Below are 25,393 nucleotides of genomic sequence, written 5' to 3' on the forward strand. Positions count from 1 at the left end.
CATCGTTTTTGTTTCTGCACGTAAAAGTCTGGTTTGTGATCACAAAAACATTGCTTGCTACTAACAAAGAACAGCCAAAAGCAGCCTCAACAAGCAAAGGCACGAACAGCACAAAAAGGCAGTAATTTGACCGAAAAATTCAGGCGTTTGCAGGATATTTACAGGCATTTGCAGGTAAAGTGCACCCCCTGCAAATACCTGCAAATACCTGATTTTGTACTGCAAACGCCTGACTTTATACTGCAAATGCCTGACTTTTGGGCACACAAAAATTAGCTAATTTTTAGCGTTTTTCACAACAAGTGAATTGATTTAATAGTCAAGTTGTGGCTTGGTAAGTTGAATTAAAAATCAAATTTCAGAAGTGCGAAAAAATTGGCAGCGTAGCCGCCGTTATGTCAGCCTTGACAGTTGCATAAATTGCTGTTGTCGGGCCCGCGCTTTGCAATCGGCTAAACTGTTGGTATGAAGGCAGGTTAAGAGCAGACCCTAATACGGTGTTTTAAGGGCAAGAGAGTCTGTGATCGTTGCAACGTCGGTCAAGTAATGAACTTATCCTGATGAAGCTTTCGTGGTTGCAAGTCCTAAACGTGTTTATACACGTTTTTTCCAATAGGCTAAATTCTGGTCACAATAAAATGAATATTACTGAAAGGTAAACGACATGACCCGAGAGGAAGCAGGGCGACGAATTGAGCGAGTCGCCGATGAAAAATTAATAAAACTAAATTTATCGGGGTTGCAGTTGGGAGAAGTGCCACCGGAAATTGTCAAGTTTACGTATCTGAGAGAGCTTGACCTTCGTAACAATCAGATTAGCTTCATCCCAGACATGATCGGGCAATTGTCTAATCTGACAAAGCTTTCCCTCAGTGAGAATCAGATTAGCTCCATTCCAGACGTAATTGGGCAAATGTCCAACCTAGTAGGGCTGGACTTCAGTAAGAATCAAATTAGCTCCATCCCAGACGTGATCGGACAACTGTCCAATCTTGAATGGCTTAAACTCAATAACAATCAGATTACCTCCATTCCAGAAGTGATCGGACAACTGTTCAATCTGACAACGCTTTACCTTGGTTACAATAAGATTACTTCTATCCCAGAGGTGCTGGGGCAACTGTCAAAGCTGATATGGCTTAACCTCAATAACAATCAGATTACCTCCATCCCTGAAACGCTGGGGCAACTGTCAAAGCTGACATCGCTTAATCTCAATAGCAATCAGATTACCTCCATCCCTGAAACGCTGAGGCAACTGTTTGAGCTGAGAGAGCTTAACCTTAAGAGCAATCAGATCACCTCCATCCCTGAAGTGTTCGGGCAACTGTTCAATCTGAGAGAGCTTTACCTTAATGGCAATGAGATTACCTCTATTCCAGAGGCGCTCAAGCAACTGTCGAATCTGAAATGCCTTGGCATCAATGACAATCAAATTACCTCTATCCCAGATGTACTCGGTCAACTGTCAAAGCTAACATCACTTAATCTCAATAGCAATCAGATTACCTCCATCCCAGAGGCGCTCGGGCAACTCTCGAATCTGACAGAGCTTGGCTTCAATGACAATCAGATTACCTCCATTCCAGAGGCACTTGGGCAACTGTCGAATCTGGAATGGCTTTACCTTAGTAACAACGAGATTACCTCTATCCCAAAGGCACTCGGGCAACTGTCGAATCTGAAAGGGCTTCGCCTCAATGACAATCAGATTACCTCCATTCCAGATGTACTCGGGCAACTGTCGAATCTGACAGAACTTGGCCTCAGTAACAATCAGATTACCTCCATTCCAGAGACACTCGGGCAACTCTCGAATTTGGAATGGCTTTACCTCAATGACAATCAGATTACCTCCATTCCAGAGGCGCTCGGGCAACTCTCGAATCTGAGAAAGCTTCGCCTCAATGACAATCAGATTACCTCCATTCCAGAGACGCTCAAACAATTGCCGAGGCTGAAAATATATGAATAAGCTGAGCTAGCTGTAGCAGTTCCAAGTCTTAGGTGGGGAAAGTTGAGTTTCCCTGCCTATCCGTTTATAAAAATAGTGTTTTTTTTCCTCAGTTTTCCCTCAAAGCAGCACTGATGTCCGTTTATGGAAATGGTATTAACTGCACGGTAATTAATCGTGTCTTACGGCCCCGCCTATCCGTTTATAGAAATGGTGGCTTCCTTATTCGCTATCGATTTACCGGGGAATCAACCAGGAGCGATCGGGCTACCTGCCAAGCCGATCGCTCCTGGTTTCTCCGTGGTCAGCAAGGGAAAATCCAAGAGCGGCAGACCTAGGAAAACTTTCCGCAATATGCGTTTTTATGCGTTTTCATGAGATCGCCCATCACCTTTTAGCTGCTCAAACTCTTCAAATTGCGTCTCGTCAACTATCGCCACAATATCGACCGATGCAAGAAAGGCCCGCGTCGATTGCCTCCGCAAAATCCTCCTCAATAGCTGAAGATACGATGCCAGATTGGTAGCCACTCGCCTGTTTAATTCTATGAGCTCCGTCATGGGCGATCGAGCTGTCGGTCAAGCCGCTCACTCGCTACCCAGGTGCGATGAGAAAGTTGCGGCAATTGATGCCTGGGCTGCCACAAAAACCGCCACAACAGCAGGAGCAATGTGAGCGATCGGCACAGCCGAATATCGGGTAAAAATCAAGTCGCTTGACACCTAGAATGCCCCATTCATAAAGGTGCATTATTTTTTGTTTGCACGTAAAAGTCAGAGTTTGTACGGACAAAACCATTGCTTGCTACCGAGAAAGAACCGCCATAACCTGCCTCAACAGGCAAATGTACGCTCGACACAAAAAAGCAGTAATTTGACCGAAAAAGTCAGGCGTTTGCAGGATATTTTCCGGTAAATACAGGTAAAGTGCACCCCCTGCAAATACCTGCAAACGCCTGATTTTATACTGCAAACGCCTGACTTTATACTGCAAATCCCTGATTTTAGCTGACGCAACAATTAGCTAATTTTTTAGCGTTTTTAACAAAGACTGGATTGATTTAATAGTCAAGTTACAGTATTTAAGTTGAATTAAGAATCAAGTTGAGCAAGGGCGAGAAAAGTGGCAGCGCAGCAGCCGTTATCTAAATTGAATAAAAAATCAAATAAGGAGTATGAGAAAATTGGCAACACAGCAGCCGTTATGTCAGCCTTGACAGTCGGGTGAAATGTTGTTGTCGGACTCGCGCTTTGCAATCGGCTAAACTGTTGTTGTCTAACAAAACTTGACAGTCGGATAAAAATTTACCGCCTGACTCGGTTTACAGTAGTCGCTCGGTTTACAGCAGTCGCTCGACTCCTAGCTATCAATGGCAGTTATAATTCTCCACGTTATGAGTACAAGCAGTAATCTCTTGCCGTAAAGAGCGATCGCTAATATATGCCCACAAAAAAATACTTCGCAGTGCCTGTCCCATACCTTACCGCTCTTATTAAGGCATTTGGGCTTCATTCGCCACTCGCTCCGTCGTTCCTTATTCCATATCAATAAGGTTTGAACTGCGGGTAAGCACTATGCTCAATATTCATGGGGGTGGATTATTTTTATGTCTGCACGCATTAGTCATGGTTTGTGATCACAAAAACATTGCTTGCTACCAAAACTAAACAGCCATAACCAGCCTCAACAAGCAAAGGCAGTCCTTGCACAAAAAAGCAGTAATTTGACCGAAAAAGTCAGGCGTTTGCAGGATATTTACAGGTAAATGCAGGTAAAGTGTACCCCCTGCAAATACCTGCACTTGCCTGACTTTATACTGCAAACCCCTGACTTTATACTGCAAATGCCTGACTTTAGGGCACACAAAAAATCAGCTAATTTTTTTGGTGGCGGCTTCGATCGACGGTGCGGGGAGTTCGCTAAAATATTTTGGGCAACGCGCGACCAATTCCTGAAACTCTAGGAAGTGCCGATCGCCGACAGCTTCCACCACATCCGCCGCTACCACTTCACCACGGTCGATCACGTCCTCCAAATCGCAATCAATACCCAGGGCAACTCCGGGCGAATTCCAGCCGATCGCCTGTTTGATTCTCTTGGCGAAGTTGTCGGTGATCGGGATTAGCAACTCTTTGAATTGCTGCTGTTCGGTTTGGGTAAGTGCGGCCCAGATGGCGGTGCGATCAGCGTGACCGTTTGGGCAAACATCGGCTAGTACATTTTTGATGTCGAGGGCTGTTTGTCGATCATTGCTGGCAATGGCAGCGCGGATGAAATCAGCGCACTCAGTTTCAGCAACGTGCATGGCTGACGATCGGGACTGTTGCGTAGTTTCTAACATGGCGCACCTCCCTCTGCCTGCTGCACAAAGTTCTCAGGAAAAACAAGCATTTCCCCAATATCCCCGCTAGCTTGCAGGTATTGCACCACATAGCGCGTTCCGTACTCACACCAGCCAGCGACACGAGCTTCTACCCATTTACCCCAGCAGTTAACCCATCCTGTCCACCGGGCGATCAGATGTTCTGCCTCTGCCTCTGCCTCGATCGCAACTTGGGAAATAGCACCCGCCGCGCTCCCCGCCGCTGTATTTTCTGGGGTAATTTCTGTCACAGATGATTCCAAATTTATATTAATAAAATCAGAACTATCTGTGACAGCATCTAAAGCAGATGGGGTAAAGCTTTCAGCCGATTTTACAGCCGCCTTTTTTGCTTCGATTTTTTGGCTCATCCTGGCCGCTGTAAGCTCAGCCAATTCGGGCCAATCTTCGGGCAAGGAGCATATTCGGAGAGGCCCTTTTCTAGATGAGCGGATAGTGGGCTGGGGCTGATAGCGATATACATGAATTCGCTTCCCATCCTCTCCCCGCACTTGCCTATGCACCAGCTCTATCCCTATCAGTCCTAGCAGCCGCTTAAGATACTTGATGCCATCCTCTCCCGGCTCCCCCAATATCTTTCGGGCATCCTTGCGGTCCCCATCCTCCAAGAGCTTCTTTATTTCCGGGGATTCACTATTCCAGCAAGCATCAGGATTCAGGAATTGGGAAATTTGCAGCTTATGAAGGGCTTTAAGCTTCAGCCATTGCGGGGAATGATCGGGGAGGAAGCTTTCAAATTTCCCCGATTCCCATTTAGATTTCTGCAAATATTCTGCATCATCTGGATTATGGAATAGCCAAGAATTTTCTAATTGGCTCAGCAGCGCCTTATCCTTGCTCCTAATGCGGTGCACCAATTCCCAGCCCCAAAGCTTCGTATCCTCAATCCCCGGAAGCCGCGCCTTAAGATAGCATTTTTCGGCTTGGCACCTTTCCGGCCATCTTGCTTTATTGCTGCGAGATATTTCTTGCGCTTCCTCTAATGAGATATCGGGAGAATCGAATATCTCCTGCGCTTCTTTTTCCTTGCAAGCGGCCTTTTTGTCGGCATGATCGCCTGATTTATCATTCCCAATTATCGGCTCATCCACTTCGTACCCGCCATCCCTCAAGGCTTCAATCAAAAATGCTCTTAGCTCAGATTTCTCCAGATTTTCCTGAGCTTCAAAATGGCAATAAGCCGCAAAAAGCGGATCGGCAAATTGCCGATTAATCTCCTCCCTGATAGCTTCCTGATAATCTGCGGGGCATAGCAAGGCACTCTCTATATTGATGCTGGCCTCTATCTGAAGCTTGATTTGGCTTGCATAATAGGAGCGCCGATCGGGATTATCGCTGAGGCCGCGCTTTGGGCATAAAACTGAGATTTGATTGAGCGGATGTCTTACCCGTCGCAACATTTGAATCAATGAATTAACACCCAGCAACCCGCAAAACAGCCCAAACACATCAGTAAACTTTCCACATTTGCTAATATCAATCCCATTTTCTAAGGTAGGGCTGTAGATAAGCCAAGCCGGGTTATCCTTTTCCATCCAAGCATCAGGATTAGTTTGAAATTCCGTTTGGTCGGGCTCGTTTGAATTTTTGGAGCAAATTAGCAGTCCCGGCCCTTTTGCCTCTGTGAGAGTATCCGCAAGGGCTTCAGCTTCGGCTACAGAGCAATCTGTGGCAATTGCGGGGCAATCTGAAGCCAGTATCTTATTGATAAAATCCTGTTTTTCTGCTGCTGTTGGGGTTGCCTTTTCAGTCTCATAAACGCTGACTTTAGGACAATTTCCCTTAAATTCGTTCAGGTGCTTTGTTACTGTTTTGTTACCCGCAAGTTTCTCGACAAGGTTGACCGAGAAATCAGTCAAATGACCATCCAACAATATGATTCGGTCTGCATCCCCGCAAGCCTCCGTAAATCTAGCTTTAATTGCTTCCCGATCGCGCTTTAGAGTAGGACTCATCAGCAGATGCCGAAGTACGCTTTCGGCCTCATCTAGGATAATTGTGGCCCCTTCAAAAATCTCAGAAGGAAGCTTGAGCAAGGAATCAAAACACAGGCATAAGCGGGCGTTTGGGTCGCGGAACATCAAATACCCATTGTGAGCATTGAGATGATAAAACCCACATTTTTCGGCAGTCTGGAGTAGTAACCCATTCCGGCTCCCTAACACGATGATTTTGCCCTCTGGATTGCTGGCAATAATATCTTTTATGAATTGAGTTTTCCCGGTCGCCAAGCCGCTATTGATACCCGTGACTGTGCCTGCTGCGGGCGCGGGTGCATGGAAGTATCGGGAATTGATTGTGTGAGTAGGGGTATATCGCCGAGCGCGCCGCCATTGATTCTCGATCGCTAGCTTGCGGTAATCCTTAGCATCTGCCAGCATCGCGTCAATATCCCCGCCCGCCACGCAAAAATCATCTACCCCTTTGTCGGGGCCTGGTAGGAGGGCAATTTTGGCGATCGCACTTTTAAGCAGTCGGGCCGTGGTAGTGGCGGCGCGAAATTCTTTGCTCTGGCGGTAATCTCCGGCGCGGTAATCAAAAATGATTGTAATTACACGCCCTGCTGTGTCAAACGATTGGAGCGCTGCGTGTAGTTCCCGCGCAATTGCCCGCTGGTATTCTGTGCCGTCGGGATTGGTTACTGTTTCCCCGCGCTCGGTTACACGATACCCGGTATTAATTCCCGGTAATCCGATCGCAGCATATCCGCGAGAAATTAGCGCCAGTGCCTTCTTTTCCCCTTCAGTGATGACGATCGGGCATTTGGTAGCCTTTACCCATTCCCAAAATCCGATCGCTTCCCCATCAACCCCAATTACGGGGAATTCTGGCATTGGCAAATTTGCTTTGGCTGCGACCTTCTTCCAAATCCGAAGAGTAACCCGCGCGAAAAACACTTCCAATGGCTTCCCGTAGGGCTGGTGATATTTGCGCGGTTCTAGCTTTTCTGTAGTTTTGCCAAATCCTTTGTTTTCTTTCTTGCGGTTGAATGCGATCGGCGGCCCGTCTAGTTGCCGGAAGCGGCCATTGACTATGAACCCGATCGCACCCTCGCACTTCCCGTAATTCTTTCTTGCTTGAGCGCTGACATCGCCGGACTTGAGTATTTTGTCAGTGTCGCGGTAAAGCAAGTCGTAGACGGGGAGGCCGCTCGCAGAGGGGCAGTTCAGGGGGAGGAGGTCGGGGCCAATGCCTGATTCCTCTACTAGATGCTTGTAGACAAGTTTTTCTATGTAATCTTTGTCAAACTTATCTAAACTTGCCGATAAATGGTTTTGACTGAACGGTTCAGTATAGTGTACAATGGTATCCATAGCGGGATCGTCCTTGGTAGGTTGGGCCCGCTACACCTATAAAAAAGAGAGGCTGCAAATTGTTCGCCGTCTATCCGCAAGTTATCAACTAAACGTAGATAGACTACTATATACTGAAATTAGTTTTTATTAATTGTTTGCTGTGCCTCTCCAAAGGTGCAGCGATTTTTTTGACTTAAAACGAGTGAGAGTAATGCTTGCAAGCTTTACGCTGCAATAGGTTCAGCATTCTTTAGATGCTTTTCTATATGCTTGATATAATAAATCAGGAGCGCTTGCTTAGTAAAGCTTGAACTAGAAGTTTCTAGCTGCGACGCTTTACCTGTAATTAATTGGTATTCCGACTCAGTTAAATAAACTGTTACAGAACGTTTCCAATTTCGTGACATTTTTTTCACATCCTCGCTTCAGTTATCACCAATGGTACGGTACTAATCAATTTGGATCAAGCTCTTTGTGGCTAATTTACCTAAAATCCAACAAATTTACCTAAAATCCAACAAATTTACCTAAATCCTGTAAATTTACCTCAAACAGTACAAACCTTGTAGACCAGATCGCCCAGCTCGATGGCTCAGCTCCGCAAAAGAACTTTTAAGAGTTATTGCAGAAATAGCTTGACTGTGTTTAATGCACGAACAAATATCAGATATTTGCGATTTCGCAAGCGCAAAAAAGGTTCAAGAATTTGAGTAGAAGTACCCTGACAAACAAGGTAGGCGCTCAAGCTTGCAAGATTTGTACTTCGCGCAAAAACTTATACTTTACGCAAAAGAAGGGCGGGTAAATACAATTAAAAACAAGTATTTACTATTAAATGTAATTAAACTCAAGCCGATCGCCCAAACTTCCCCAACTCTCCACACCCGCCGATCGACCGCACCGCCACAACTACCCAAGAGTGATCAACAGAATAGCTGAGACGGGATAGTCAGTTTTGCTGTTGTGCTGTTCAGCCAGACTCATCTCTGGCCCCCGGATTTCCCCAAGGGTCGATGCCGTTCTCTCTGAGGAGCCGTTCGTAGTGGTCGCGTTCGATTCTGGCTTCATCGTCAACCCAAAACGCTTCTCGGATATCTTGTTCGAGTTCTTGAACTCGCTGGCTCAGAAGCTCGTTTCGTTCAGTCTCGGTGCGAGTAACACCGAAGGCAGCGTCAAAGCGACGTTCGAGAGTTTCAGTCAACAAAGACATGACCAGACTTAACGCTGTCTTGTTTCCTCGTGCCGTTTGCCATAACCAGTAAGCTCCGACAACTTCCAACGGTAAAGCCCGAATTCGACTGCTCCCACGCACTTGCTGTGCATCGGGTTCTATTTCAGAAGTCGCGGGCGTATAACCTTCTCCCAGTAAAGATTTCAGTGCTTTTGATTGCAAAAATTCGCGGGCGTTTCTTTCTGACAAGCCAACGCATTCTGCCGCCTGTGTTTGGCTCATCCGGTAACTGCCGTCTGGTAACATGAACCCATCGACTGTAAGGGAACCTATTTGCACTGAAGCCCGAACGGCTCTAACTGATTCGGTCACTAAAATCTTCTCCTTTGCTAGACATCTGCTAAATAATTGCTAGACATCAACTAGCACCTTTACTAGCCTTACCCCGCTTGGTTGTTCCTACTGTTGCTGGCTTCGTTTCTGTTGGCTGCGGGTCGGTGGCTGGCTGCGGTTCGGTGGGGCGATCGGGAGTAGAGCGTTCTTGATAAGCCTGTCGAACAATCATCTCTATCAAATTTGAGACAGTGCGACTTTCTGATTGTGCCCATACCTCTAAACCGTCCTTAAGACTTGGCTCACAAGTAAATGTAATTTTCGATTTTTTAGTAACTCCCATAAGCTCCGAAGATATCAGATATCTTCAGTAAACCTCAGAAGCTGTCCTCAATGGGTATTTTCGGATAACTTCAGAAGATATTTGACAGCTTCCGAAGCTATCTGCTACATTAACACACATCGATAGAAATCGTTTTTATCGATAAATGTCGTTTTTAAAACAGGCTGAACGATGGAATCCGAAAACCTTGCTGTAATTGACGTTGAAGCCGAATTATCGATTGACTCTGAGCCAGAGGATGCTGAGGAATGGTATTCCGCCCAACAAATCCAAGGGCTTCTCCGACTGAGCAAAGCAGGACTGCAACAATCGATTTCTAAACTTCAGAGTATCTACAGGCTCGACATCAAAACCTTACGCCGGGGCGCTGCACGAGCAACCCAATACTCCGAGCTTGCTCTTAAAGCTTGCAAACTACTGAATGCTGGAAAACTCAGCGAACTGCGGAAACTGGTACAAACAGCACCAACCGCGACCTCTCCCTCGCAAGTCTCAACACTGACAATCTCCGAATACACGCCAGCGCTCGATCGGCGAATTGCCGAATTGAACCAAAATGCGACTTCTACTTCGGCATCTCTGAACCAAAACGTGATGCAACTTCTGGCACAAATCGCAACCGAAAACCAAGCGGCCGGGCAGCGCGATGCTGACTTGGATAATGCCGAAATCAACGCGGCTCAAAACCGTGGGGCTGCACGAGCTCTGGCCGTTTTTCAAGCCGAACAGAAAGCCCAAGCGGAAGTCTTAGCCCAGCTACGGGCGATGAAACTGGGGGCGGAATCATGAGCTACTACAAAGTTCAAGTCAAGCGCGAGTACAACGCACCGCGAGTGTTCAATGTAGTTGCCAACAAATCTCAGGACGCTGTTGTAGTGGCAGCTCAGAGCCTCCGAGAAGAAGGGATTACAGACGCGAAGGGCATTGAAATACTCGGTCAAATCAACAGTTTGAGGGATTAAAAATGGTACGCATTGTTAACGGTGTTTATTTTGAAGACGGTAAACCCGGCAAACGGGTTATTAACACGAACGGTGGTAACTATGTCGAGAAAATCGAGGGTGATTTTATCGCTGGCACGGTCATCAACCATAAGTCTTCACCAACGCCGGAACGCAAGGATTTGTCGAAAGACGGTGATGATGCAATTGACGTGAAATCTGAGGAGGTATAGGCGATGCTTGATGATGACAAAAACTTCGATAAAAACCTGACAAAGATAATGGTTGGCGGTGCGCTTGTAGCTGGCACTCTTGTCTTTGCAATTGGGTACGATACGGGCTACCAATCCGGCGCAAAGCGAGTCTCGGAGCCAACAATTATTCACGGAAACGTCACGATTAACAACAGCATTAATCTGAATTCAGATGATGCTGGAAGCGTTTCTAAATAGGAGGGATTGAGCAATGACCAAAGTTTTTGAAATTACGCCTGAATCCAATCCAGAAATCTGGGCTCAGTTGCAGCCGCCTGTTACCGATGAGCCAGAGCGTCCGTGCATCAATTGCGATAACCTCGGATTCCCGGAGTGCCAATTTATGGCCGTTGGACTGGATTTGGCAACGGCGATCGAACTTTCGGAAAGCTGGCGGCGCGGGGAGTTGTTGCCCGTTATTGGTCATCCGGCGGGCGATCGAGTATCTGACAAGCTCAACCAAATGACAAATCAAAGCCAGCCGATCGCCCTAGAGAAGTAATCGGCCGGCCGCACAATCCTCCCTCCCTTAACAAAAAGGGGGGGACTCATCTAAGGAGATTTTACTATGGATTTTGGTCGCAATGACACTAGCAGCGTAGCGATACGCAATCCCGCAGCAGGTCACAGCCCATACATTGACGAGAAGGCGGGCGAGTGGGCTGACACCGAGGCGGACATTCTCTCTTACTTGAGCGATGTTACGAAGCTTGAAGCGATGGCAGATAAAGCAGCCAATGCCGAACAGCTTGCCTTAGTTTTAGAACCCTTCCTTGATAACGCTACAAGCTACTTAGAGTCGCTGGAAAAAATCAGCGATGGTCAGGTCAGATGGACAGAAATTAGGAAGAAATTCGGCTCCAAAGTCGGAAATGCCATCGCTAAAATCCGCAAGCTCAATGCGGAATTTGGCTCGGAGATGGAGCAACTAGATGCCAAAGACCGTGCAGCAATGCTGAAGATTGAAACCAAGCGTCAGCACGGGTTAGCCGAGATTGCTTCTGAGCTCACAGGCGACTTACAGGCTGAGCTGTGGCGACACGAGAACAAGATGGAGGCCATCGCAAATCGGGGTGAGGTGGCGGAAAAGCGTCAAACCATCCAAGAATCGCTCCGAGAACGCCGACAGAAGCTGCTCAGTCGAGCCACGGTCGGCTCGGACAAAGGAGTCCAGGACAAAGTACCAGTGACGATTGGATCTGCCAGCAACAACAGCGCCAGCGTGTCGGCAACTGGTTCGCCTAGAGGGTTTGGGGGCTGGTTCGCAGGTGTAATGAATCTCAACAACCGTTAAGCAAGAGGGGACTTATGCACGAATTCATCGGGTCAAGTCCCCTTTCCTTTGCGGGAGGGGGACAGCAACAGCAACAGCAACAGTACCAGCAACAACAAGTTACAGCACCAACAATTGAGCAACCGCAACCAGAGGAAACCAATGCTGAACGCCAGTACCGGGACGCTGCCAATCTATGTGAAGTAGTCGCACCCGTAGCTATCGGTTCAGCAGTGGTTTTTGCATTCCATTTGATGCAAGTGGCAGGCGGTTCGATAGTGCCGATTGGTATCTATCAGATTTATCTATTAGCCAAAATTACCGGGCAATCGAAGCATCGCTTGCCTACTGCAATTGTCGGCGGTGGTGTGACGGTCGGTATGCTTGCTACTCTTGCTGAGCCAGTTACTGAATTGCAGCAAGTAAGCGATGTAGAACCACGTCTAGAGACAGGTATAAAAGAAATTCAGACGGTAAAAAAACCTGCTTCCAGTAACTTTGATTACTTGCCTTCAATTGCGCTTGTGCTTATCGTTTTCTGCTTAGTCTTCAAAGCCAAAGGAGTCAGCAAGTAATGACACCCTTGACCGAAAAACACGCTCAATTGCTTAAGTCAAACCGCGCTCTGTTGTTGACCTTTGAAAGACTCCCGATTGCTGGCAAGCTGTCGGCAGTTGCCTTGGCACTGATACTGGGAGTGTATAGCGGAATAACCGCAATCCAGGGGACGGCAAGCAATAGGGTGCAGCTCTGCATCCGCAATAAAAGTGCTTTGCAATGCGTTGACAAGGCAGGCAAACCGTACATAATGACCGAGTACCACGCAGAGAAGTGGAAGGCTAATCCCAACGTGGTTTTCCATAAAAGAATCCCCGCCACAAATCCGCATAAAGCATTGTGGATGGCTCTCGCTGGTAGCAGTTTTTGGGTGGCAGGTATTGGGTTTCGGAGCTTGCAGAATTCCGAGCGTCAGCTTGCCAATTATGAAGCTATTGCAGAGAAATGTGACCTAGCAAAAGGTCAACTGAATGCTCGTACCGAGCTACTGGAAGATTGGCGGATAATGAGGATTAAAGAAGTACAGACCGAGGGTGATTTAGAGGCAGTCGCGAATGATTGTGCCGTGGTTTTGAAGCAGTGCGAAGTCTTGGGTGAAGCCGATATCCGCATCGCTCAAATGGAAGCTGAGGAAGCAGTTTTTGATGCAGAAACTGCGGGATTGTCGGATGAGAAGAAGCAAGAATACATCGCCTTTTTGCGAAACCAAAAGACTCCCTTTCAGTTGACAGGTACTCAAACACTCGACGGTATTAACAACCCTAGCGACAAAGTAGAATCGGGTTCAGCATCAGCTATTGAATCGGCAACAGTATCGCATCTGCTTCATCCGTCCGAAACCAAAGCAATTGCCATCCTCAAACAAGTCGCTGGCTCTCGGCTGTCGCTGCTTTTAATTGCCGGAAGTGGAGGCGGAAAGACAGTCACGCAAGCTTGTTTAATCTCGCTGCTTTTAGAGAAATGCCCTGATACCGAGTTCTGGGTAGTTAGCCAAAAGAATGATAGTTATTGTGGGCTGAGAGAGAAGGGCAGAGTCACACTTTTTGAAATCACAAACCTCAAAGCTACGCTCGACAGAATCCATCACGTTTGGGAAATTTACGACACCAGAAGGAGAAAAAAAGAACACGAAAGAGCAAGTATGTCACCCGTGCGACTGCTGCTTGCTGACTGGCTGAGTATCAATTCAGCGCTCCAAGAAATGGCTTCTCATCCCGATGTAAAAGCATCAAATTACCTAGTAGAACTGTGTGATATTGGCTTGAACGGTCGAGACTTCAACGTCGGGTTTTGGGCAGACTTGCAGAGCTTCTATTTGTTGGCTATAGGCATGAAAGCCGATTCCAATATCCGCCAGAACTTCAATCTAATAGGACTGGGCAATTACTACACCGACGAATTCGGTTTTGTTAACGACTCTTACGGCGTTCTCGCAAACATGATTGCCACTCATTCCATCATTGAAAACAAGGAAGTACGGCAGGCGCTATTAGTCGAATTTAACGACCTCAAACCCATTTCAAAACAGCACGAACGACCGATTATGCTCTCCACTTTGGAACCCCCTACAGTTTGCCTTCAAGCGGACGTTAGGCACTACCAACAACAGCATCAAATTGTGTCTGGTGTGGAAGCTTCCAGCGGTCAAGCCGACACCTCTGACAGTTCATTTGGGAAGGATGATGCGCCTGCCAGTCAAGATTGGGGAAACCTCCAGAACCCTTACGGGAAGGGAGAGAAAGGCTCGGAAGGGTCGGAAACCTCCGAAGGTGTGGAAGCCTCAGAACGCAGTTTAGAGGACTATTTGGCAGATGTACTCACGGAAACTTCCGCACCTGTCTTCTCTGAGGAATTCCCGCTGACAGACCATCAGGAACGGGTGCAGCTAGCTAGGTTATTAATTGCCAAAAAGTTGGGTAAACAAAAAACGATTTGGTTGCTCTGGGGCTTGAAGGATGGGGGAAGGAATAATCATCGCTACATAGATGCAAGAACCATGCTTGAAAACTTAATGAAAGGAGAAGGTAACGACAATGCTCAGTAAATTATTAAGCGTCCTCCCGGACTTCATTCTCGACCCCATATTCGATGCCATTTTTGCAGAATTTGTAAGACGCGGGAACATAATTGTTGAGGATGATTTGACCAACCACGATTACAACTGAAGGAGAGAAAAACAATGCCAATTAGTAAACAGTACGAACATTCTGGCAACCCGCCAATTCCTGATGAATTAGCTACCTGCATCGCCTTCTTGCAAGCTGCAAAGCTCAGAGCCGAAGCACACATTTGTAATCCTTTTACAGATACGTCTTGGCTGGAGGAATCTGAACAACAATTGATTGATACTGCCAGCGCTTCTATTGATGTAGCTGTAGCTAAATTGGAGGCTTTACGGGAGGCATTGAGACGGGATGAGGATGCAGATGAATAATACCAACAGCACATCCCTAAACCTCACACCGACTGAAGCCCTGGCGCTTATCTCATCGGTGCAATTGGCTAGCACCATCACCGACACCGAGCTAATTCAAAAGGATGCGGTGATGGCAGCAAAGAAAATCCAAGAATCTCTCGGTAAGGATTCTGAAATCTTTAAGTTTCTAGAGTTGGGCTGGAAGAGGATTGAAGGGGGGTAAAAAAAGTGACTAACACATACTTAATCTCAGTCCGTCCGACGTGGGCTGATGCGTTCTTCCTCGACCGCAATCCCAAAACAATCGAACTCCGAAAAGGTAGCTTTGGAGCATCCCTAAAACCGGGCGATACTATTGTAATTTATGCCACCTTGCCGACTGCTGAACTGCTAGGAATTGTCCGGGTTCTGAAGCGCCAATCATTGACTGTCGATCGACTGTGGCGGGCATCGGAGCAAGGCAAACTGGCAAGAGTATCGCGGGCGCAATTCCATGATTATTATGCCCAACAGGAATCAGGAATTGGGGTTTGGGTAGAAGCGGCCGAATTCTTCCCCAGTCCGCTCGCACTTTCCAAACTTCGCCAGAACTGGGGCCATCGCTGGCAGCCACCGCAGCAAATTCAGCAGCTAACCCATGAACAGATTGCATTCATCAAAGGAGGAGCAAGTGGAACTTAAAAGGCTAGAACAACTGGCAGCCCTAGAAAACAGAATCGATACAGCCACCGAAAAACTGAAAGTAGATATCAAAATTGGATTGATGGATACCGCACAGGCAATTGAGGAGATAAAGCTTCAGTTGCAGGAAATCGAAGCCCAGAAAGGAAAAGGAGGGGCTAACTAATGGAAAACGATGAATTGCCAGAGGGATATTATCATTGCTCCAACTGTGGGCGGGATACCCCGCACGAATACTTGCAGAATATTCCCGCAATATTCTATGAAACCTGTAGTGGGGAAGAACTGCAAAAGCTAGAAGAGGAAACCCCATTTTTGGTCACTTGCATGGTTTGCCCTTTCGAGCCCGCACTGAACATCGCCCGCTGAACATAAACGAGAGCAAGAATTATGGAAAATCAAGAATTTCATTTTGAGTTTGTAAAGGGCCAGCATCACTATCAAAGCGGCGGGAAAAAGGAGGACTTGCAATCTCCCGCTTCTCGATCGGGCTGGGAAGCAGAAAAGTTTCAGCACGAGAAAAAAATAAAAAAGTGCGAATCGAATTAACCGAGCGCCAAAACTCCTGAAGCCGTTTATAGTGTTGGTAATTAGGGTAAAGGGTGATTCCAGTTACCAGTTACCAGTTATCGATTACCCATTGTGAAAAAACCCTCCGACATCGCCGGGGGGTTTTCTGTTTTGGGCGCTCGGGCGATCGGTTGAGTTCAATTAACTATTCCAAAGAATCTACGATCGCATCCACAATGCCTTTAATTCGTGGTTAAGTTCTTCCTTCTCAGATTCTGAATCACGTTGTAAACTTTTGTAAGGCTAATTGTCAAAAACCTTTCAAGTCTGCCCAGTGAGTTGACGTGGCAGCTTACATATCATCTACGTTGACTATACCTCCGTCTTCCTCGGAAAAAACAAACTGTCCTAATTTCAAGCCTTCAGCATATTGCTCCAACCACTCCCTAAAACTTGGCGCAACAATTTGCCTTTCAAGTTCATCGTGCCACATTGTAATAATTTGTCCACGCTTTCCACCGTCACCAGGATTCAAGTCTAGACAATCATGATTACCTGCTCCGTCATAGGTTAGCGGAATCCACTGTGGACTCCACCAATCAGAGCCAATACCTGCATCAGGGGAGCTTTTAAAGTCTTCAAACTGCCCGGCATCTAAAAGTTCTTTCCACACCGCCCATTCCTCTTGTATACGCTCTAAAGAGAGAAATTCCTTCCCTTCTAAAAAGCCATAGCCATCATCTGACTGCCCGTTATGAATACGATAAGAAGCCTTAACTTCTGCCGGGAATTGAATACAGAGAAAATCTTCTGCTGCTTTGATTTGAGTATCAGAAGCTCCAGGTTGCAAAGTGTCGAGCATTTTGGGGGCATTTGCATAAAGCCAAGATTCTATATATGTCCAAATTTCTTGCATACCTTAATTGATATCCCCCCCTAGGGCGTCGGTTCAGTAAAAAGACTTGACCAAACCGAGCAAATGTGTATCTACCTGCTTGATTCAGCTACAGTGCGGCCTGTTGTATTGGTAAAACCTCATTCATTCGAGCAATGACATGAAGATTATGGACAACAGCCACTCGTCTGAGATCGAAGAGGTTTTTGCGCTGTCCAATATAACGAGCACGTTTGTCCTGCCATTGTCCGATATGAGCTAGAGAGTGTTCTACAGACGTTCTCTCCCTCAGTTGTGCGCGACCGTTTGAGGTAGATTGACGCTGACGTAATTCCTGCATCAATACTTCATCGGGATGGATAGATATGCTGCGGCCATTCTTACTCGTAGTACAGCGTTCTCTCAGGGGACAAGCAGCACACTCCGGTTTGGGAAAATGAACGACCTTACCGGGTTCAAACGGCATAATAATTTGATTGGGGCAACTAATTACCTGGGTTTCCCAGTCAAAAACAAAAGCGTTTTTATCAAATCGTCCTGAGTTTCTTACCGGCCATGCCTTACAAAATATCTGTAATTGTTCGGAGCGTTCTTTTATCCAATGACTCGATAAATAAGCTCGGTCAATATGTAGCTCATGTAACTGAACCTCTTGTCTTTTCAAGTCAACTTCTAAGTCAACAGTGGCAGCAGATTCTGGTGTATTAGCACGGGTTACAGCCACAGCCCGAATCACCCCTATATCTAAATCTTTAAGAATATGGCGTTTATAACCATCTATTTTTTGAGAGCGGCTTTTTCGTCCATGCCGCATATCTGGATCTTCAATAGAAATGCGTCGGTCCTTAGCGACTCCTTTGGTCAACTTCGGCACTCCCATTGAGTCTACTGTCACATTTTGGGATTCAATCAATCGGGCAACCTGGAGAGGAGCTTGTGCCTCTTCTATTTCATCAGGATTAGGCTGCTGTTGCATCCATTCTTCTACACAATTCAGGCTGTTTAGTATAGTTGATAAGGCATTTTGGCTTTCGGCAGGGTCATCCCAGTTTAAATCTAATGCGGCTTTTAAGCTGGAACTATTGACAAAATCCGCTCCCGCTTCATTGGCTATTTCTGCCAGCCCCCACCCCTGCTGTACAGCTATGATACTCAACGCCTTACGCAGAGCATGACCCAAGAGATTATAGGTGTCTTCTACTTTACCTGCACCCCATAATGGAGAGGAATCTAATGCAGCTCTTAACTGAGCCGAACCAAAGCCTCCTTTGAGCTTGGCAATTTCTACAGTACGGTCAATTAAACGCTGGTCAACGCCTTTTTTAATTAAGGCGCTTCTGAATCTTATTAAAGTGGCTTTACTGAATGGTGGTTTTTCGCAGTTCAGGCAATTCAGAACTAATTGCCATCGGAGGTCCATGACTAGCTCTTCAATCACTTCATCATCAGAAATCCCCATATAAGCTTGGAGAATAGTGGCTAAAGCCAATTGTGCTGGTGCGATGGGACAGTAGCCCATTGTGCTGTCTTTAAAAATTGTGGCAAGTTCTTCTTGAAACTCATCATTGAATATGTACAGACGGTTCAGGCGAAGAAAAGTAAAAAGCTTGGCTTTTTTGATGCGATTAATAATTACCTGTTCTGAATCTGATAGCTCTACTGGGGGGTGCCACAAAGGAGGACGCATAGACTTTACTCCGTAATGAGCGCTTACATTTAATCGGGTCGTCAATTTTAGTTATGCATAGCTGAGCCGTTTTGTCAACCCCAGGTACTGAACCGACGCCCTAGGATTTCTAAGATTTCCTCAACGTCTGCCAAGTCCGCCCTCGACTTTTTCCGCTTAGCTTTCAACTGGTTGAGCAAGTCGGCGGCCTCTGGTAATTCGATCGCTGGTGGCGGGTTCTGTTCGGCAGCAGGCGACGGATTTTCTTTAAGTTTTGCCAGTTCTTCCCGTGGGAAGGCTAATTCGGTTTGGAGTTGCTGGCGATCGGTGCGTTCTGCTGCAAGTTGCGATCGGAGTTCGGCTTGGGAAGCGGCACGATCGGCTGTCAGTGTTGCAAGTTGCGCTTGCAGGTCGGAGAGTTCAGCTTGGACTTGCTGGCGATCGGCGCGTTCGGCTTCGAGTTGCGATCGCAATTGCCGAATATCCTCTCGCAGATTGTCCGCCACTGCGGTACTAGATTCTAGAAGCTTGGCGTAGTCCGCGCGGGCTTCGTCGCGTTCCTCCTTGAGCACTCGGCAATCGCCGCGAACCTCATTCAATTCTTGCTCTACCCAACCTACATCAGCCTGCAATTCAAGCCTGAGCGATTCATCGTTGCCCTCGCTCAGGCACTCAATTTTCCCAGCCGTTCCTCAAAGCTGGCTAACTTCTCTGCTAGCAACTTGTCTAGCAGGGGGGCGATGGTTGATTCTAAATCCCCACCTGTCGGCGCTGCACTAGCAGGTTTCATCCCCGTCGCTGACTCCAGCAACCCCACAACCCAAGAATTGACGCTTAAGCCGTTGGTTTCGGCGGTGGCCTTGATAGCTTCTAGCAAATCCTCCCGTCCGTCCAGTCTCAAGTTGAGTTGAAGCCTTTTATTTGTAGGGGTTTCGGGCTTATTGGTTTTGCTCGTCATAGTCTTGTCTAGTAATAAACTAGCCGCAGTCTAGCATAATGCTATTTAATTGTCTAGTATTACGCTAGCTTAAAATTAGCGCCTCTAGCTTTTTATCTAGCATCTTAATTGGGCTTGGTGTCTAGTGTCTATGCTAACTAATACTAGACATCATGCTAGTATACAAATATAGCGAAACGGAAACGACACAAACCGCTCGCTACATACGCTCCACAACCAGCACCCACAACCAAAGGACAAAGAACAATGACTCTGTTAGCTAACAAGTTCGTTCAAATCGCCTCAAAAATTGACGCCACGAATGCCCAAATCGCAGCGCTACAAGCCAAACTCAGCGAGCTCCAAGACTATCAGCAACAGTTGCCCGACCGCTAGCGAACCCTCCCATCGCTAGCGGTATCTAGTACATAAGCTAGACAAAGATACTAGCATTGACTCATGAGAAATACTAGACACAAAAACTAGCTTAATTACTAAATGTCTACTAGGCATAGTGCTAGTATTTATCTAGTACAACCAAAACCACTGCCCGAAAAAACTCCGACCGCCCCAGAACCGATCGCCACACCGACGCTACCGCACCAACTACGGAGAGTGCTTACGGCTAAGCCGATCTCCGCCAAGAAACTAATGCTCTCGTTAGTCTCGGTAAAGCGCATCACTTCTGATGTGCCAGTCTGCAACGAAGATCGCAACGAACTAGAAATTGCTGGCGAGCGAGCGTCTGGCGATCGGTGGGTTCATAATTCCCCCCGTGGTGGTGCGAGACAGTAGCGGATACAAAATTGTTAGCGGGCATTTTCAGTATCACGCGGCAGTTCTGGCACGGCGACTCAACCTAGCGGGCCGGCGAGAACATTCCGGTCTTGATTCTGGAATCAGAAAATCAAGCGACAGCTTTGGCGCAACAAGCGATACTAAAACACAGAGCCGCTTAGACACCACAGTCCCGTCCACCTTGGGCGGGCGCATTTTTACCCCCATGCCATCGTAAATTGTAGTTTACGCGAACACTGGGGGAAAAAGCAACCCCATCCTTTTGCAGATGGGGCGCGATCGACTATTCGGGAAGTTCGATCCCATTGCTATCGAGATGCTCTATCAGATCGAAACCTTCCCAATTTCCGGTAAGTTCCGCTTGCCCTTTGCGGGTGCTGATTTCCCAGCCATTCCCAGAGCTCCAATAGAGCGCGGCGGGTGAACCCTCCCAGACTACAAACCAACCTTTGATATCTTCCCGGCTAGAAATCAGCTTGCCGAGCTTGATTCCAATAGCAGCTAATTCCTCCCGAATAATTGCCAGTTCGGCACTATTACGATCCTGTGATTTTTTGGCTGCTGGCTGCACACGCCCGCGTCTGTTGTCGCCACGGTTTGGGGGTTCATCGCCGTTAGTTCCGGTTGTTGTTGTGGGTGTTGTTGTGGCGATGGCTGCGGGTGCTTCGAGTACCCATTCCTCACTGTGATGATCGAGGCAGCCAGGGAAAAAGACGATCAAGCAAGTGCAGCCATTTGCCAAAATTTCCTTGCCTATTACGCGGGCGATCGGGCAAAATGCTTTGCGAATCACATCTCCTACCGCAGCGAGAGGGCTGGCATCTTCCCAGATTTTGACTGTGGAGGCTGGTTTGGGTGCGGTCTGTGTTACGTTCATGGTTATGTCCTGTTAGGGGCTAGCCACCGCCTGCGGCCTCGTAAACTTTGGGCGGTGGTTTGTTTTTGGGTAAGCTTGTCTTACCTGTATGTCTTACATTATGCAGTTTGTTAGACAATTGTCAATAGTAGTTAGACAAATTGTTAGACAAAATAAGACAAAAGTAAGGCAAGTGTAAAACCGAGTTAGGTTGTGGTCTTACACTTGGCTTAGTTGCTAATCTGGGTTAGGCGGTGGCATTCCAGATATCAGACTCTGTGACGATTTTCTTTAACCTCGCTGCGATGTTGACCCGGTTGCCCCGCGCGTCCGCTCCTTTGGCTTTAGCAAGCTTACGGATGTCAGCGAGTGACATTTTGTTGAGTAGCGTTTCGATGTCTGCTTTGACCGCTGGCTCGATCGGCTCGTCGGTGGCGGGTGTATCTGTGGCGGTCGTGACTTCGACATCAATAGCTGGCTCAACATCTGGCGCGGCTGGTTCCGGTGCTGTGGGTGCAGTCGGTTCCGGCTCGATCGGCTGCGTCGGTGCAGTGTCGGCTGGGGATAAAATGCCGATCGCCTCAGTTGCAAACTTGATGTCGATCGCGTCTTTGAAAGTCCCGACCTGTGATGCGTCTACGTGGTGCAGCATCATCAATGCCGTGTCTACTTGACTCAATGCCGATTCGCAAGCTTGCTCGACTGATTGCAACTGCTGGCGGTAATCTTGAAGCTCGCTCAGTTTGGTTTGGAGAGCGGTGATTTGAGACTGAGTATCGGCGATCGAAGCGTCAACTTGATTGAATTTGGCGGCGAGTACGTTAATCATTGTGGCGTCCTATGTGTTGTGTAGTGGTAGTTGTAGCAATGTGGCGTCTGGGTTTGTCTTACCCTTATGTCTTACACACTAACAAGACGTTAGACACTTGTCAAGCGTTTGTAAGACTAATTTGTTAGACATAAGCAGGGTGTATGACAAACGACTGTATAACAAATTCTGCTTATATGTCATACAAACGGCGACGGGTGTTATACAATAGTGTCATACATATATAACCGAGGTAAGACAATGGCTTCGACATCACTAACTTTTCGCTGTCCCGATGAAGTGTTGGAGGCGATCGACAATCTAGGGAAAGAGCGTTATCCGGCGGCTAATAATAACCACGGGTGCGATCGCTCTAAGACTTTGATCGACATTATGCGGGCGGGCCTCGCGGCGCTGTCTGATGGCTCCGTTGTCCTACCCTCACCCGCAGAAGTCAGACAACAGCCGTCTGACGTAAGACAAGAATTGTCAGACAGCAGCTTGGAACAGCGTATTGTAGAAATCATTAAGCCACTGCGAGCGGAACTCAAAGCAGAATTAAAGGCTGAATTGCTGGGGGAGTCCGCTGCCTGACCGATCGCCCCAATGACGAAGCGCTCAGGCAACAGCTCAAACAAACTGAAGACGAACTTGCAGCAGCCAAACAGGAACTCGCAGCAGCACAGCAGGAGCTAGAGGAAGCCCAAGAAAGCATCAAAACTCAAGCTTTTATCATCGCCAATGGCAGAGAAAGAGAATGGAAGCTTGAGGAGCAATTAGAAGAAGTTACGCGCGATCGAGCGCAACTCCAAGCCGACCTCGATCGAACACTGGCAGAACTGGCAAAACTTAAAGAGAATCCGCCACCTGCTGCCGAACAGAACCCAGCACCTGCGATCGACCTATCGGATAAAGCCGGTAAAGTCGCCAGCTTTTTCAAAAGTCTGCTAGCCAAAGATACCAAGTTGATCAAAGATATAAAGCACAATAAAGACGTAAGGCTGCCGAAGGATACTATCTCGAAAATTGAGGAGATTTTAGGGGGTGGCGATGGAGAAATTGGATGAGTACAAATGGTGGGGGAAACCCGGCGAACCTTCTCAAAATCTCAAAACCAAAAAGCAGCTCGCAGAACTGGGTTTATCGCCCCTAAAAGCAGTCGGAATTATCAGGGCGCAAAAGTACGACGTTTTGCTCTATGACCCCGATAACCCAGAGTCTTGCCGCCCAAAAAGAAAGCCGACAGAAAAGCAACTCGAAACGCTTGCCGCTAACCGCGAAAAAGCTCGAATCAAGCGCGAATATAACGACTGGTACAACAGCCGAGAACGGCTGATTGAACAGGATAGAGTCGCGGCTGTACGCTGGGCTCGTGATGAGTTGACCAGGGATGACTGGGTAATTCTGGATACCGAGACAACCGGGATGCACAATGCTGAGATTGTGGAGATTGCCATTATTAACCCGACAGGAGAAGCGCTACTAAATACGCTCGTAAAGCCCACGATTCCTATTCCGGCAGACGTAACGGCAGTTCATGGGATTAGTGACGAGATGGTGGCAGATTCGCCCTCTTTTCCTGATATTTATCCGCAGATTGTAGAGGCGCTGAAAAATAAGCGGGTATTGATTTACAATGCTTTTTTTGACATAACAATTCTAGATTACTGCCGGAGATTGCACAATCTAGAAAGCTTCAATTTAAGCAGGCGCTATGAGTGCGTGATGAACTGGCACGCGCAATGGGCAGGCGACTGGAGCGATTACCATGAAGGCTACCGATGGCATCCTCTTTGTGGCGAGCATCGCGCTCTGGGTGATTGCTTGGCAGTGCTGGAGCGGATAAAAAAGATGGCTGCGGATGACGATAAATTTCATTGCCCCGTGCCTAGACCTGAGTGAGACGATCGTCCAAAACAAAAAAGCTCCCCGACCGAAAATGTCAAGGGAGCTTTTTTACACGATGGGTAATTTGCAATTGGTAATTGGCAATGAGTCTTTGCCCCAATTACCGCAGTATAGCGGCTCTGGAGCTTGGGCGATCGGTAGAATTGATAAGTCGTTTCACGCAGCGGCGACGCATCCAAAGCAAAAGCCCCCCGGTATGTACCAGAGGGCTTTTGTTTTGCTCTTACCGCTGCTCGCTTACCCGATCGACCCAGATATCAATCCTTGCTTTCGCCGCCTCAACTCCCGATCGCGCTTCAGGAGTATTGATCGATCGCTGCCTTGGCGGCTGCTTCTGCCAAGGCGGAATTGGCAGAAGTGTCCACGATGCGGAAGTAATACTTTGAGCAAATTAATTCCCACGCCCCATCGACAAAAATACTCACAATGTAATCGTGGTAAATAAAAATGTGACTGAGCTTATATTTCTTCATGGGGCTGGCTTGGTAGGGTTGGCTGGCTGGCTGGCGTCTCGATCGGCGTCTCGATCGGCGTCGCGCTCTCGTTGGGCTTCTCGTTCTAGATGCTCTTTTACCATCCGTAGCAGCACATCTTGCAGGGTTTCCATTTCTGACTCCTATTACTACTTGGTTTCGTTCTGTCAAATCAGCCTTAACACAGTCCGGCTCGGTTCATCTGTGACAAGGTAGCGCTCGGTTATGTTGTCAATGTTCAGCGGGCGATGTTCAGTGCGGCGATCTGTTCATGGGTTAGCTGTTGAATCTGCTGCGGTGGCTGCCAGTGATGACCCCAGTTTTGGCGAAGTTTGGAAAGGGCGATCGGGCGTGGCAAGAGTTCGGCATTGTTAACCCAAACCCCAATACCCAATTCCTGATTGTTGTAGTAGGCGTCAAATTGTTGGCGCGATACTTTTGCCAGTTTGCCTTGTTCAGATGCCCGCCACAGTCGATCGATCGACAGAGATTCACGCTTCAGAACCCGGACAATTCCCAATACTTCCGCAGTCGGCAAGGTGGCGTAGATTGCAATCCTATCGCCCGGTTTTAGGGATGCTCCAAAACTTCCTTTTCTGAGTTCGATTGTTTTCGGGTCGCGGTCAAGGAAAAAGGCAGAAGCCCAAGTCGGACGGACAGAGATTAGGAAGGTGCTGGTGGGTTTACTCATCTTCATCTTTATCCCTTCTCAGAGCCTCCCTTAACGCTTCTAAATTCTGCACAGCTACATCAATGGAAACGCTGGCCGTGTCTATCAATTTCTGTTCGGGTTCCTCCAGCCACGACGTATCGGTAAATGGGTTGCAGATGTGCGCTTCGGCTCTGAGTTTTGCAGCTTGCAAGAAGGCAATGCAGGTAGCTAATTCATCAGGAATTGGTGGATTGCCGGAATGTTCGTACTGCTTGATAGTTGGCATT

The 25,393-nt window shown here is 47.5% G+C and carries 38 protein-coding genes; 23 read left to right on the forward strand and 15 right to left on the reverse strand.

The genetic code is table 11. The features are described from left to right. Positions 1 to 664 precede the first annotated feature (664 nt). From QUB35_RS29495 to QUB35_RS29505, 3 genes are all read left to right on the forward strand, one after another. Positions 665 to 1,975 (forward strand): leucine-rich repeat protein, encoded by a 1,311-nt coding sequence (locus QUB35_RS29495; protein WP_333145195.1) that lies wholly within the window; start codon positions 665 to 667, stop codon positions 1,973 to 1,975. Positions 1,976 to 2,131: 156 nt separating this feature from the next. Next, complete coding sequence (locus QUB35_RS29500; RefSeq protein WP_333145196.1) at positions 2,132 to 2,332, forward strand: hypothetical protein; 201 nt, start codon at positions 2,132 to 2,134, stop codon at positions 2,330 to 2,332. Positions 2,333 to 2,500: 168 nt separating this feature from the next. Further along, positions 2,501 to 2,629, forward strand: a complete 129-nt coding sequence (locus QUB35_RS29505) for a hypothetical protein (RefSeq protein WP_333145197.1) — start codon at positions 2,501 to 2,503, stop codon at positions 2,627 to 2,629. 691 nt (positions 2,630 to 3,320) lie between these two features. Here the strand turns inward: QUB35_RS29505 and QUB35_RS39280 are convergent. The 6 genes from QUB35_RS39280 to QUB35_RS29530 all read right to left on the reverse strand — a co-directional run bounded on the left by QUB35_RS39280 (position 3,321) and on the right by QUB35_RS29530 (position 9,480). After that, the gene (locus tag QUB35_RS39280) at positions 3,321 to 3,431 is read right to left on the reverse strand and encodes a Tn3 family transposase (protein ID WP_445252078.1); all 111 of its coding nucleotides are present in this window, start codon (positions 3,429 to 3,431) and stop codon (positions 3,321 to 3,323) included. Between the two features lie 393 nt (positions 3,432 to 3,824). Continuing rightward, positions 3,825 to 4,295, reverse strand: coding sequence for a hypothetical protein (locus QUB35_RS29510; RefSeq protein ID WP_333145199.1), 471 nt, complete (start codon positions 4,293 to 4,295; stop codon positions 3,825 to 3,827). Beyond that, positions 4,289 to 7,651 (reverse strand): plasmid replication protein, CyRepA1 family, encoded by a 3,363-nt coding sequence (locus tag QUB35_RS29515; protein WP_333145200.1) that lies wholly within the window; start codon positions 7,649 to 7,651, stop codon positions 4,289 to 4,291. Before QUB35_RS29515 ends, QUB35_RS29510 begins: the two co-directional genes overlap by 7 nt. Before the next feature lie 206 nt (positions 7,652 to 7,857). Then, the gene (locus QUB35_RS29520; RefSeq protein WP_333145201.1) at positions 7,858 to 8,040 is read right to left on the reverse strand and encodes a hypothetical protein; all 183 of its coding nucleotides are present in this window, start codon (positions 8,038 to 8,040) and stop codon (positions 7,858 to 7,860) included. Positions 8,041 to 8,603: 563 nt separating this feature from the next. Then, entirely contained in the window at positions 8,604 to 9,176 is a 573-nt protein-coding gene (locus QUB35_RS29525) for a hypothetical protein (protein ID WP_333145202.1), read from the reverse strand. 46 nt (positions 9,177 to 9,222) lie between these two features. Continuing rightward, positions 9,223 to 9,480 (reverse strand): ribbon-helix-helix domain-containing protein, encoded by a 258-nt coding sequence (locus QUB35_RS29530; protein ID WP_333145203.1) that lies wholly within the window; start codon positions 9,478 to 9,480, stop codon positions 9,223 to 9,225. A 171-nt stretch (positions 9,481 to 9,651) separates the two neighbouring features. On the opposite strand from QUB35_RS29530, the gene QUB35_RS29535 reads away from it, so the two are divergent. The 15 genes from QUB35_RS29535 (at position 9,652) to QUB35_RS29605 (ending at position 16,152) form a co-directional block, all read left to right on the forward strand. Beyond that, complete coding sequence (locus QUB35_RS29535; protein WP_333145204.1) at positions 9,652 to 10,269, forward strand: hypothetical protein; 618 nt, start codon at positions 9,652 to 9,654, stop codon at positions 10,267 to 10,269. Then, a complete protein-coding gene (locus tag QUB35_RS29540; RefSeq protein ID WP_333145205.1) occupies positions 10,266 to 10,442 on the forward strand; it encodes a hypothetical protein in 177 nt (58 codons plus the stop codon). The genes QUB35_RS29535 and QUB35_RS29540 overlap by 4 nt, the downstream gene beginning before the upstream one ends. A 2-nt stretch (positions 10,443 to 10,444) precedes the next feature. Then, positions 10,445 to 10,654: a hypothetical protein gene (locus QUB35_RS29545; protein ID WP_333145206.1), complete on the forward strand. Its 210-nt coding sequence runs from the start codon at positions 10,445 to 10,447 to the stop codon at positions 10,652 to 10,654. 3 nt (positions 10,655 to 10,657) lie between these two features. After that, positions 10,658 to 10,873, forward strand: coding sequence for a hypothetical protein (locus QUB35_RS29550; RefSeq protein ID WP_333145207.1), 216 nt, complete (start codon positions 10,658 to 10,660; stop codon positions 10,871 to 10,873). Positions 10,874 to 10,886: 13 nt separating this feature from the next. Further along, on the forward strand, positions 10,887 to 11,177 hold the full coding sequence (locus tag QUB35_RS29555; RefSeq protein WP_333145208.1) for a hypothetical protein: 291 nt from the start codon (positions 10,887 to 10,889) through the stop codon (positions 11,175 to 11,177). Between the two features lie 66 nt (positions 11,178 to 11,243). Next, on the forward strand, positions 11,244 to 11,969 hold the full coding sequence (locus QUB35_RS29560) for a hypothetical protein (protein ID WP_333145209.1): 726 nt from the start codon (positions 11,244 to 11,246) through the stop codon (positions 11,967 to 11,969). Between the two features lie 14 nt (positions 11,970 to 11,983). After that, on the forward strand, positions 11,984 to 12,523 hold the full coding sequence (locus QUB35_RS29565) for a hypothetical protein (protein ID WP_333145210.1): 540 nt from the start codon (positions 11,984 to 11,986) through the stop codon (positions 12,521 to 12,523). After that, a complete protein-coding gene (locus QUB35_RS29570) occupies positions 12,523 to 14,550 on the forward strand; it encodes a hypothetical protein (RefSeq protein WP_333145211.1) in 2,028 nt (675 codons plus the stop codon). Before QUB35_RS29565 ends, QUB35_RS29570 begins: the two co-directional genes overlap by 1 nt. Further along, a complete protein-coding gene (locus QUB35_RS29575) occupies positions 14,540 to 14,671 on the forward strand; it encodes a hypothetical protein (RefSeq protein ID WP_333145212.1) in 132 nt (43 codons plus the stop codon). Before QUB35_RS29570 ends, QUB35_RS29575 begins: the two co-directional genes overlap by 11 nt. A 14-nt stretch (positions 14,672 to 14,685) precedes the next feature. Further along, a complete protein-coding gene (locus QUB35_RS29580; protein WP_333145213.1) occupies positions 14,686 to 14,940 on the forward strand; it encodes a hypothetical protein in 255 nt (84 codons plus the stop codon). Continuing rightward, the gene (locus QUB35_RS29585; protein WP_333145214.1) at positions 14,933 to 15,145 is read left to right on the forward strand and encodes a hypothetical protein; all 213 of its coding nucleotides are present in this window, start codon (positions 14,933 to 14,935) and stop codon (positions 15,143 to 15,145) included. Before QUB35_RS29580 ends, QUB35_RS29585 begins: the two co-directional genes overlap by 8 nt. Positions 15,146 to 15,150: 5 nt before the next feature. Continuing rightward, the gene (locus tag QUB35_RS29590; RefSeq protein WP_333145215.1) at positions 15,151 to 15,603 is read left to right on the forward strand and encodes a hypothetical protein; all 453 of its coding nucleotides are present in this window, start codon (positions 15,151 to 15,153) and stop codon (positions 15,601 to 15,603) included. Then, complete coding sequence (locus tag QUB35_RS29595) at positions 15,593 to 15,769, forward strand: hypothetical protein (RefSeq protein ID WP_333145216.1); 177 nt, start codon at positions 15,593 to 15,595, stop codon at positions 15,767 to 15,769. The genes QUB35_RS29590 and QUB35_RS29595 overlap by 11 nt, the downstream gene beginning before the upstream one ends. Beyond that, positions 15,769 to 15,972: a hypothetical protein gene (locus QUB35_RS29600; RefSeq protein ID WP_333145217.1), complete on the forward strand. Its 204-nt coding sequence runs from the start codon at positions 15,769 to 15,771 to the stop codon at positions 15,970 to 15,972. Before QUB35_RS29595 ends, QUB35_RS29600 begins: the two co-directional genes overlap by 1 nt. 21 nt (positions 15,973 to 15,993) lie before the next feature. After that, entirely contained in the window at positions 15,994 to 16,152 is a 159-nt protein-coding gene (locus QUB35_RS29605; protein ID WP_333145219.1) for a hypothetical protein, read from the forward strand. A 313-nt stretch (positions 16,153 to 16,465) separates the two neighbouring features. On the opposite strand, the gene QUB35_RS29610 is transcribed toward QUB35_RS29605, so the two are convergent. The 4 genes from QUB35_RS29610 to QUB35_RS29625 form a co-directional block, all read right to left on the reverse strand. Continuing rightward, positions 16,466 to 17,029: an SMI1/KNR4 family protein gene (locus QUB35_RS29610; RefSeq protein ID WP_333145221.1), complete on the reverse strand. Its 564-nt coding sequence runs from the start codon at positions 17,027 to 17,029 to the stop codon at positions 16,466 to 16,468. An 88-nt stretch (positions 17,030 to 17,117) separates the two neighbouring features. After that, positions 17,118 to 18,695: an IS1182 family transposase gene (locus QUB35_RS29615; protein WP_333145222.1), complete on the reverse strand. Its 1,578-nt coding sequence runs from the start codon at positions 18,693 to 18,695 to the stop codon at positions 17,118 to 17,120. A 74-nt stretch (positions 18,696 to 18,769) separates the two neighbouring features. Then, the gene (locus QUB35_RS29620; RefSeq protein WP_333145224.1) at positions 18,770 to 19,306 is read right to left on the reverse strand and encodes a hypothetical protein; all 537 of its coding nucleotides are present in this window, start codon (positions 19,304 to 19,306) and stop codon (positions 18,770 to 18,772) included. 32 nt (positions 19,307 to 19,338) lie between these two features. Continuing rightward, a complete protein-coding gene (locus tag QUB35_RS29625; protein WP_333145226.1) occupies positions 19,339 to 19,632 on the reverse strand; it encodes a hypothetical protein in 294 nt (97 codons plus the stop codon). 246 nt (positions 19,633 to 19,878) lie between these two features. Here QUB35_RS29625 and QUB35_RS29630 point away from each other — a divergent pair, with 246 nt between their 5' ends. Further along, on the forward strand, positions 19,879 to 20,007 hold the full coding sequence (locus QUB35_RS29630; protein ID WP_333145227.1) for a hypothetical protein: 129 nt from the start codon (positions 19,879 to 19,881) through the stop codon (positions 20,005 to 20,007). Between the two features lie 102 nt (positions 20,008 to 20,109). After that, a complete protein-coding gene (locus tag QUB35_RS29635) occupies positions 20,110 to 20,406 on the forward strand; it encodes a hypothetical protein (RefSeq protein WP_333145228.1) in 297 nt (98 codons plus the stop codon). 286 nt (positions 20,407 to 20,692) lie between these two features. Here QUB35_RS29635 and QUB35_RS29640 read toward each other — a convergent pair whose 3' ends face one another. Next, entirely contained in the window at positions 20,693 to 21,286 is a 594-nt protein-coding gene (locus QUB35_RS29640; protein WP_333145229.1) for a hypothetical protein, read from the reverse strand. Positions 21,287 to 21,512: 226 nt separating this feature from the next. Further along, a complete protein-coding gene (locus QUB35_RS29645; RefSeq protein WP_333145230.1) occupies positions 21,513 to 22,094 on the reverse strand; it encodes a hypothetical protein in 582 nt (193 codons plus the stop codon). Between the two features lie 240 nt (positions 22,095 to 22,334). Between QUB35_RS29645 and QUB35_RS29650 the strand changes: the two genes are divergently transcribed. From QUB35_RS29650 to QUB35_RS29660, 3 genes are all read left to right on the forward strand, one after another. Continuing rightward, positions 22,335 to 22,667 (forward strand): hypothetical protein, encoded by a 333-nt coding sequence (locus QUB35_RS29650; protein WP_333145231.1) that lies wholly within the window; start codon positions 22,335 to 22,337, stop codon positions 22,665 to 22,667. Positions 22,668 to 23,123: 456 nt separating this feature from the next. Then, the gene (locus QUB35_RS29655; RefSeq protein WP_333145232.1) at positions 23,124 to 23,975 is read left to right on the forward strand and encodes a 3'-5' exonuclease; all 852 of its coding nucleotides are present in this window, start codon (positions 23,124 to 23,126) and stop codon (positions 23,973 to 23,975) included. 61 nt (positions 23,976 to 24,036) lie between these two features. Beyond that, the gene (locus tag QUB35_RS29660; RefSeq protein WP_333145233.1) at positions 24,037 to 24,426 is read left to right on the forward strand and encodes a hypothetical protein; all 390 of its coding nucleotides are present in this window, start codon (positions 24,037 to 24,039) and stop codon (positions 24,424 to 24,426) included. A gap of 24 nt (positions 24,427 to 24,450) precedes the next feature. Here QUB35_RS29660 and QUB35_RS29665 read toward each other — a convergent pair whose 3' ends face one another. The 3 genes from QUB35_RS29665 to QUB35_RS29675 all read right to left on the reverse strand — a co-directional run bounded on the left by QUB35_RS29665 (position 24,451) and on the right by QUB35_RS29675 (position 25,392). After that, a complete protein-coding gene (locus QUB35_RS29665; RefSeq protein WP_333145234.1) occupies positions 24,451 to 24,588 on the reverse strand; it encodes a hypothetical protein in 138 nt (45 codons plus the stop codon). A gap of 104 nt (positions 24,589 to 24,692) precedes the next feature. Next, positions 24,693 to 25,145, reverse strand: a complete 453-nt coding sequence (locus QUB35_RS29670) for a hypothetical protein (protein WP_333145235.1) — start codon at positions 25,143 to 25,145, stop codon at positions 24,693 to 24,695. Beyond that, positions 25,138 to 25,392 (reverse strand): hypothetical protein, encoded by a 255-nt coding sequence (locus QUB35_RS29675; RefSeq protein WP_270883807.1) that lies wholly within the window; start codon positions 25,390 to 25,392, stop codon positions 25,138 to 25,140. Before QUB35_RS29675 ends, QUB35_RS29670 begins: the two co-directional genes overlap by 8 nt. Position 25,393: the final 1 nt, after the last annotated feature.

The organism is Microcoleus sp. B13-B6, from assembly GCF_036705405.1.
Classification (GTDB): domain Bacteria; phylum Cyanobacteriota; class Cyanobacteriia; order Cyanobacteriales; family Microcoleaceae; genus Microcoleus.

Coding starts and splice junctions, on each gene's coding strand:
- QUB35_RS29495 (WP_333145195.1), top strand. CDS start 665: ATGACCCGAGAGGAAGCAGGGCGACGAATTGAGCGAGTCGCCGATGAA.
- QUB35_RS29505 (WP_333145197.1), top strand. CDS start 2,501: ATGAGCTCCGTCATGGGCGATCGAGCTGTCGGTCAAGCCGCTCACTCG.
- QUB35_RS39280 (WP_445252078.1), bottom strand. CDS start 3,431: ATGGGACAGGCACTGCGAAGTATTTTTTTGTGGGCATATATTAGCGAT.
- QUB35_RS29510 (WP_333145199.1), bottom strand. CDS start 4,295: ATGTTAGAAACTACGCAACAGTCCCGATCGTCAGCCATGCACGTTGCT.
- QUB35_RS29515 (WP_333145200.1), bottom strand. CDS start 7,651: ATGGATACCATTGTACACTATACTGAACCGTTCAGTCAAAACCATTTA.
- QUB35_RS29520 (WP_333145201.1), bottom strand. CDS start 8,040: ATGTCACGAAATTGGAAACGTTCTGTAACAGTTTATTTAACTGAGTCG.
- QUB35_RS29530 (WP_333145203.1), bottom strand. CDS start 9,480: ATGGGAGTTACTAAAAAATCGAAAATTACATTTACTTGTGAGCCAAGT.
- QUB35_RS29535 (WP_333145204.1), top strand. CDS start 9,652: ATGGAATCCGAAAACCTTGCTGTAATTGACGTTGAAGCCGAATTATCG.
- QUB35_RS29540 (WP_333145205.1), top strand. CDS start 10,266: ATGAGCTACTACAAAGTTCAAGTCAAGCGCGAGTACAACGCACCGCGA.
- QUB35_RS29545 (WP_333145206.1), top strand. CDS start 10,445: ATGGTACGCATTGTTAACGGTGTTTATTTTGAAGACGGTAAACCCGGC.
- QUB35_RS29550 (WP_333145207.1), top strand. CDS start 10,658: ATGCTTGATGATGACAAAAACTTCGATAAAAACCTGACAAAGATAATG.
- QUB35_RS29555 (WP_333145208.1), top strand. CDS start 10,887: ATGACCAAAGTTTTTGAAATTACGCCTGAATCCAATCCAGAAATCTGG.
- QUB35_RS29560 (WP_333145209.1), top strand. CDS start 11,244: ATGGATTTTGGTCGCAATGACACTAGCAGCGTAGCGATACGCAATCCC.
- QUB35_RS29565 (WP_333145210.1), top strand. CDS start 11,984: ATGCACGAATTCATCGGGTCAAGTCCCCTTTCCTTTGCGGGAGGGGGA.
- QUB35_RS29570 (WP_333145211.1), top strand. CDS start 12,523: ATGACACCCTTGACCGAAAAACACGCTCAATTGCTTAAGTCAAACCGC.
- QUB35_RS29575 (WP_333145212.1), top strand. CDS start 14,540: ATGCTCAGTAAATTATTAAGCGTCCTCCCGGACTTCATTCTCGACCCC.
- QUB35_RS29580 (WP_333145213.1), top strand. CDS start 14,686: ATGCCAATTAGTAAACAGTACGAACATTCTGGCAACCCGCCAATTCCT.
- QUB35_RS29585 (WP_333145214.1), top strand. CDS start 14,933: ATGAATAATACCAACAGCACATCCCTAAACCTCACACCGACTGAAGCC.
- QUB35_RS29600 (WP_333145217.1), top strand. CDS start 15,769: ATGGAAAACGATGAATTGCCAGAGGGATATTATCATTGCTCCAACTGT.
- QUB35_RS29605 (WP_333145219.1), top strand. CDS start 15,994: ATGGAAAATCAAGAATTTCATTTTGAGTTTGTAAAGGGCCAGCATCAC.
- QUB35_RS29610 (WP_333145221.1), bottom strand. CDS start 17,029: ATGCAAGAAATTTGGACATATATAGAATCTTGGCTTTATGCAAATGCC.
- QUB35_RS29615 (WP_333145222.1), bottom strand. CDS start 18,695: ATGCGTCCTCCTTTGTGGCACCCCCCAGTAGAGCTATCAGATTCAGAA.
- QUB35_RS29625 (WP_333145226.1), bottom strand. CDS start 19,632: ATGACGAGCAAAACCAATAAGCCCGAAACCCCTACAAATAAAAGGCTT.
- QUB35_RS29630 (WP_333145227.1), top strand. CDS start 19,879: ATGACTCTGTTAGCTAACAAGTTCGTTCAAATCGCCTCAAAAATTGAC.
- QUB35_RS29635 (WP_333145228.1), top strand. CDS start 20,110: ATGTCTACTAGGCATAGTGCTAGTATTTATCTAGTACAACCAAAACCA.
- QUB35_RS29640 (WP_333145229.1), bottom strand. CDS start 21,286: ATGAACGTAACACAGACCGCACCCAAACCAGCCTCCACAGTCAAAATC.
- QUB35_RS29645 (WP_333145230.1), bottom strand. CDS start 22,094: ATGATTAACGTACTCGCCGCCAAATTCAATCAAGTTGACGCTTCGATC.
- QUB35_RS29650 (WP_333145231.1), top strand. CDS start 22,335: ATGGCTTCGACATCACTAACTTTTCGCTGTCCCGATGAAGTGTTGGAG.
- QUB35_RS29655 (WP_333145232.1), top strand. CDS start 23,124: ATGGAGAAATTGGATGAGTACAAATGGTGGGGGAAACCCGGCGAACCT.
- QUB35_RS29660 (WP_333145233.1), top strand. CDS start 24,037: ATGGGTAATTTGCAATTGGTAATTGGCAATGAGTCTTTGCCCCAATTA.
- QUB35_RS29665 (WP_333145234.1), bottom strand. CDS start 24,588: ATGGAAACCCTGCAAGATGTGCTGCTACGGATGGTAAAAGAGCATCTA.
- QUB35_RS29670 (WP_333145235.1), bottom strand. CDS start 25,145: ATGAGTAAACCCACCAGCACCTTCCTAATCTCTGTCCGTCCGACTTGG.
- QUB35_RS29675 (WP_270883807.1), bottom strand. CDS start 25,392: ATGCCAACTATCAAGCAGTACGAACATTCCGGCAATCCACCAATTCCT.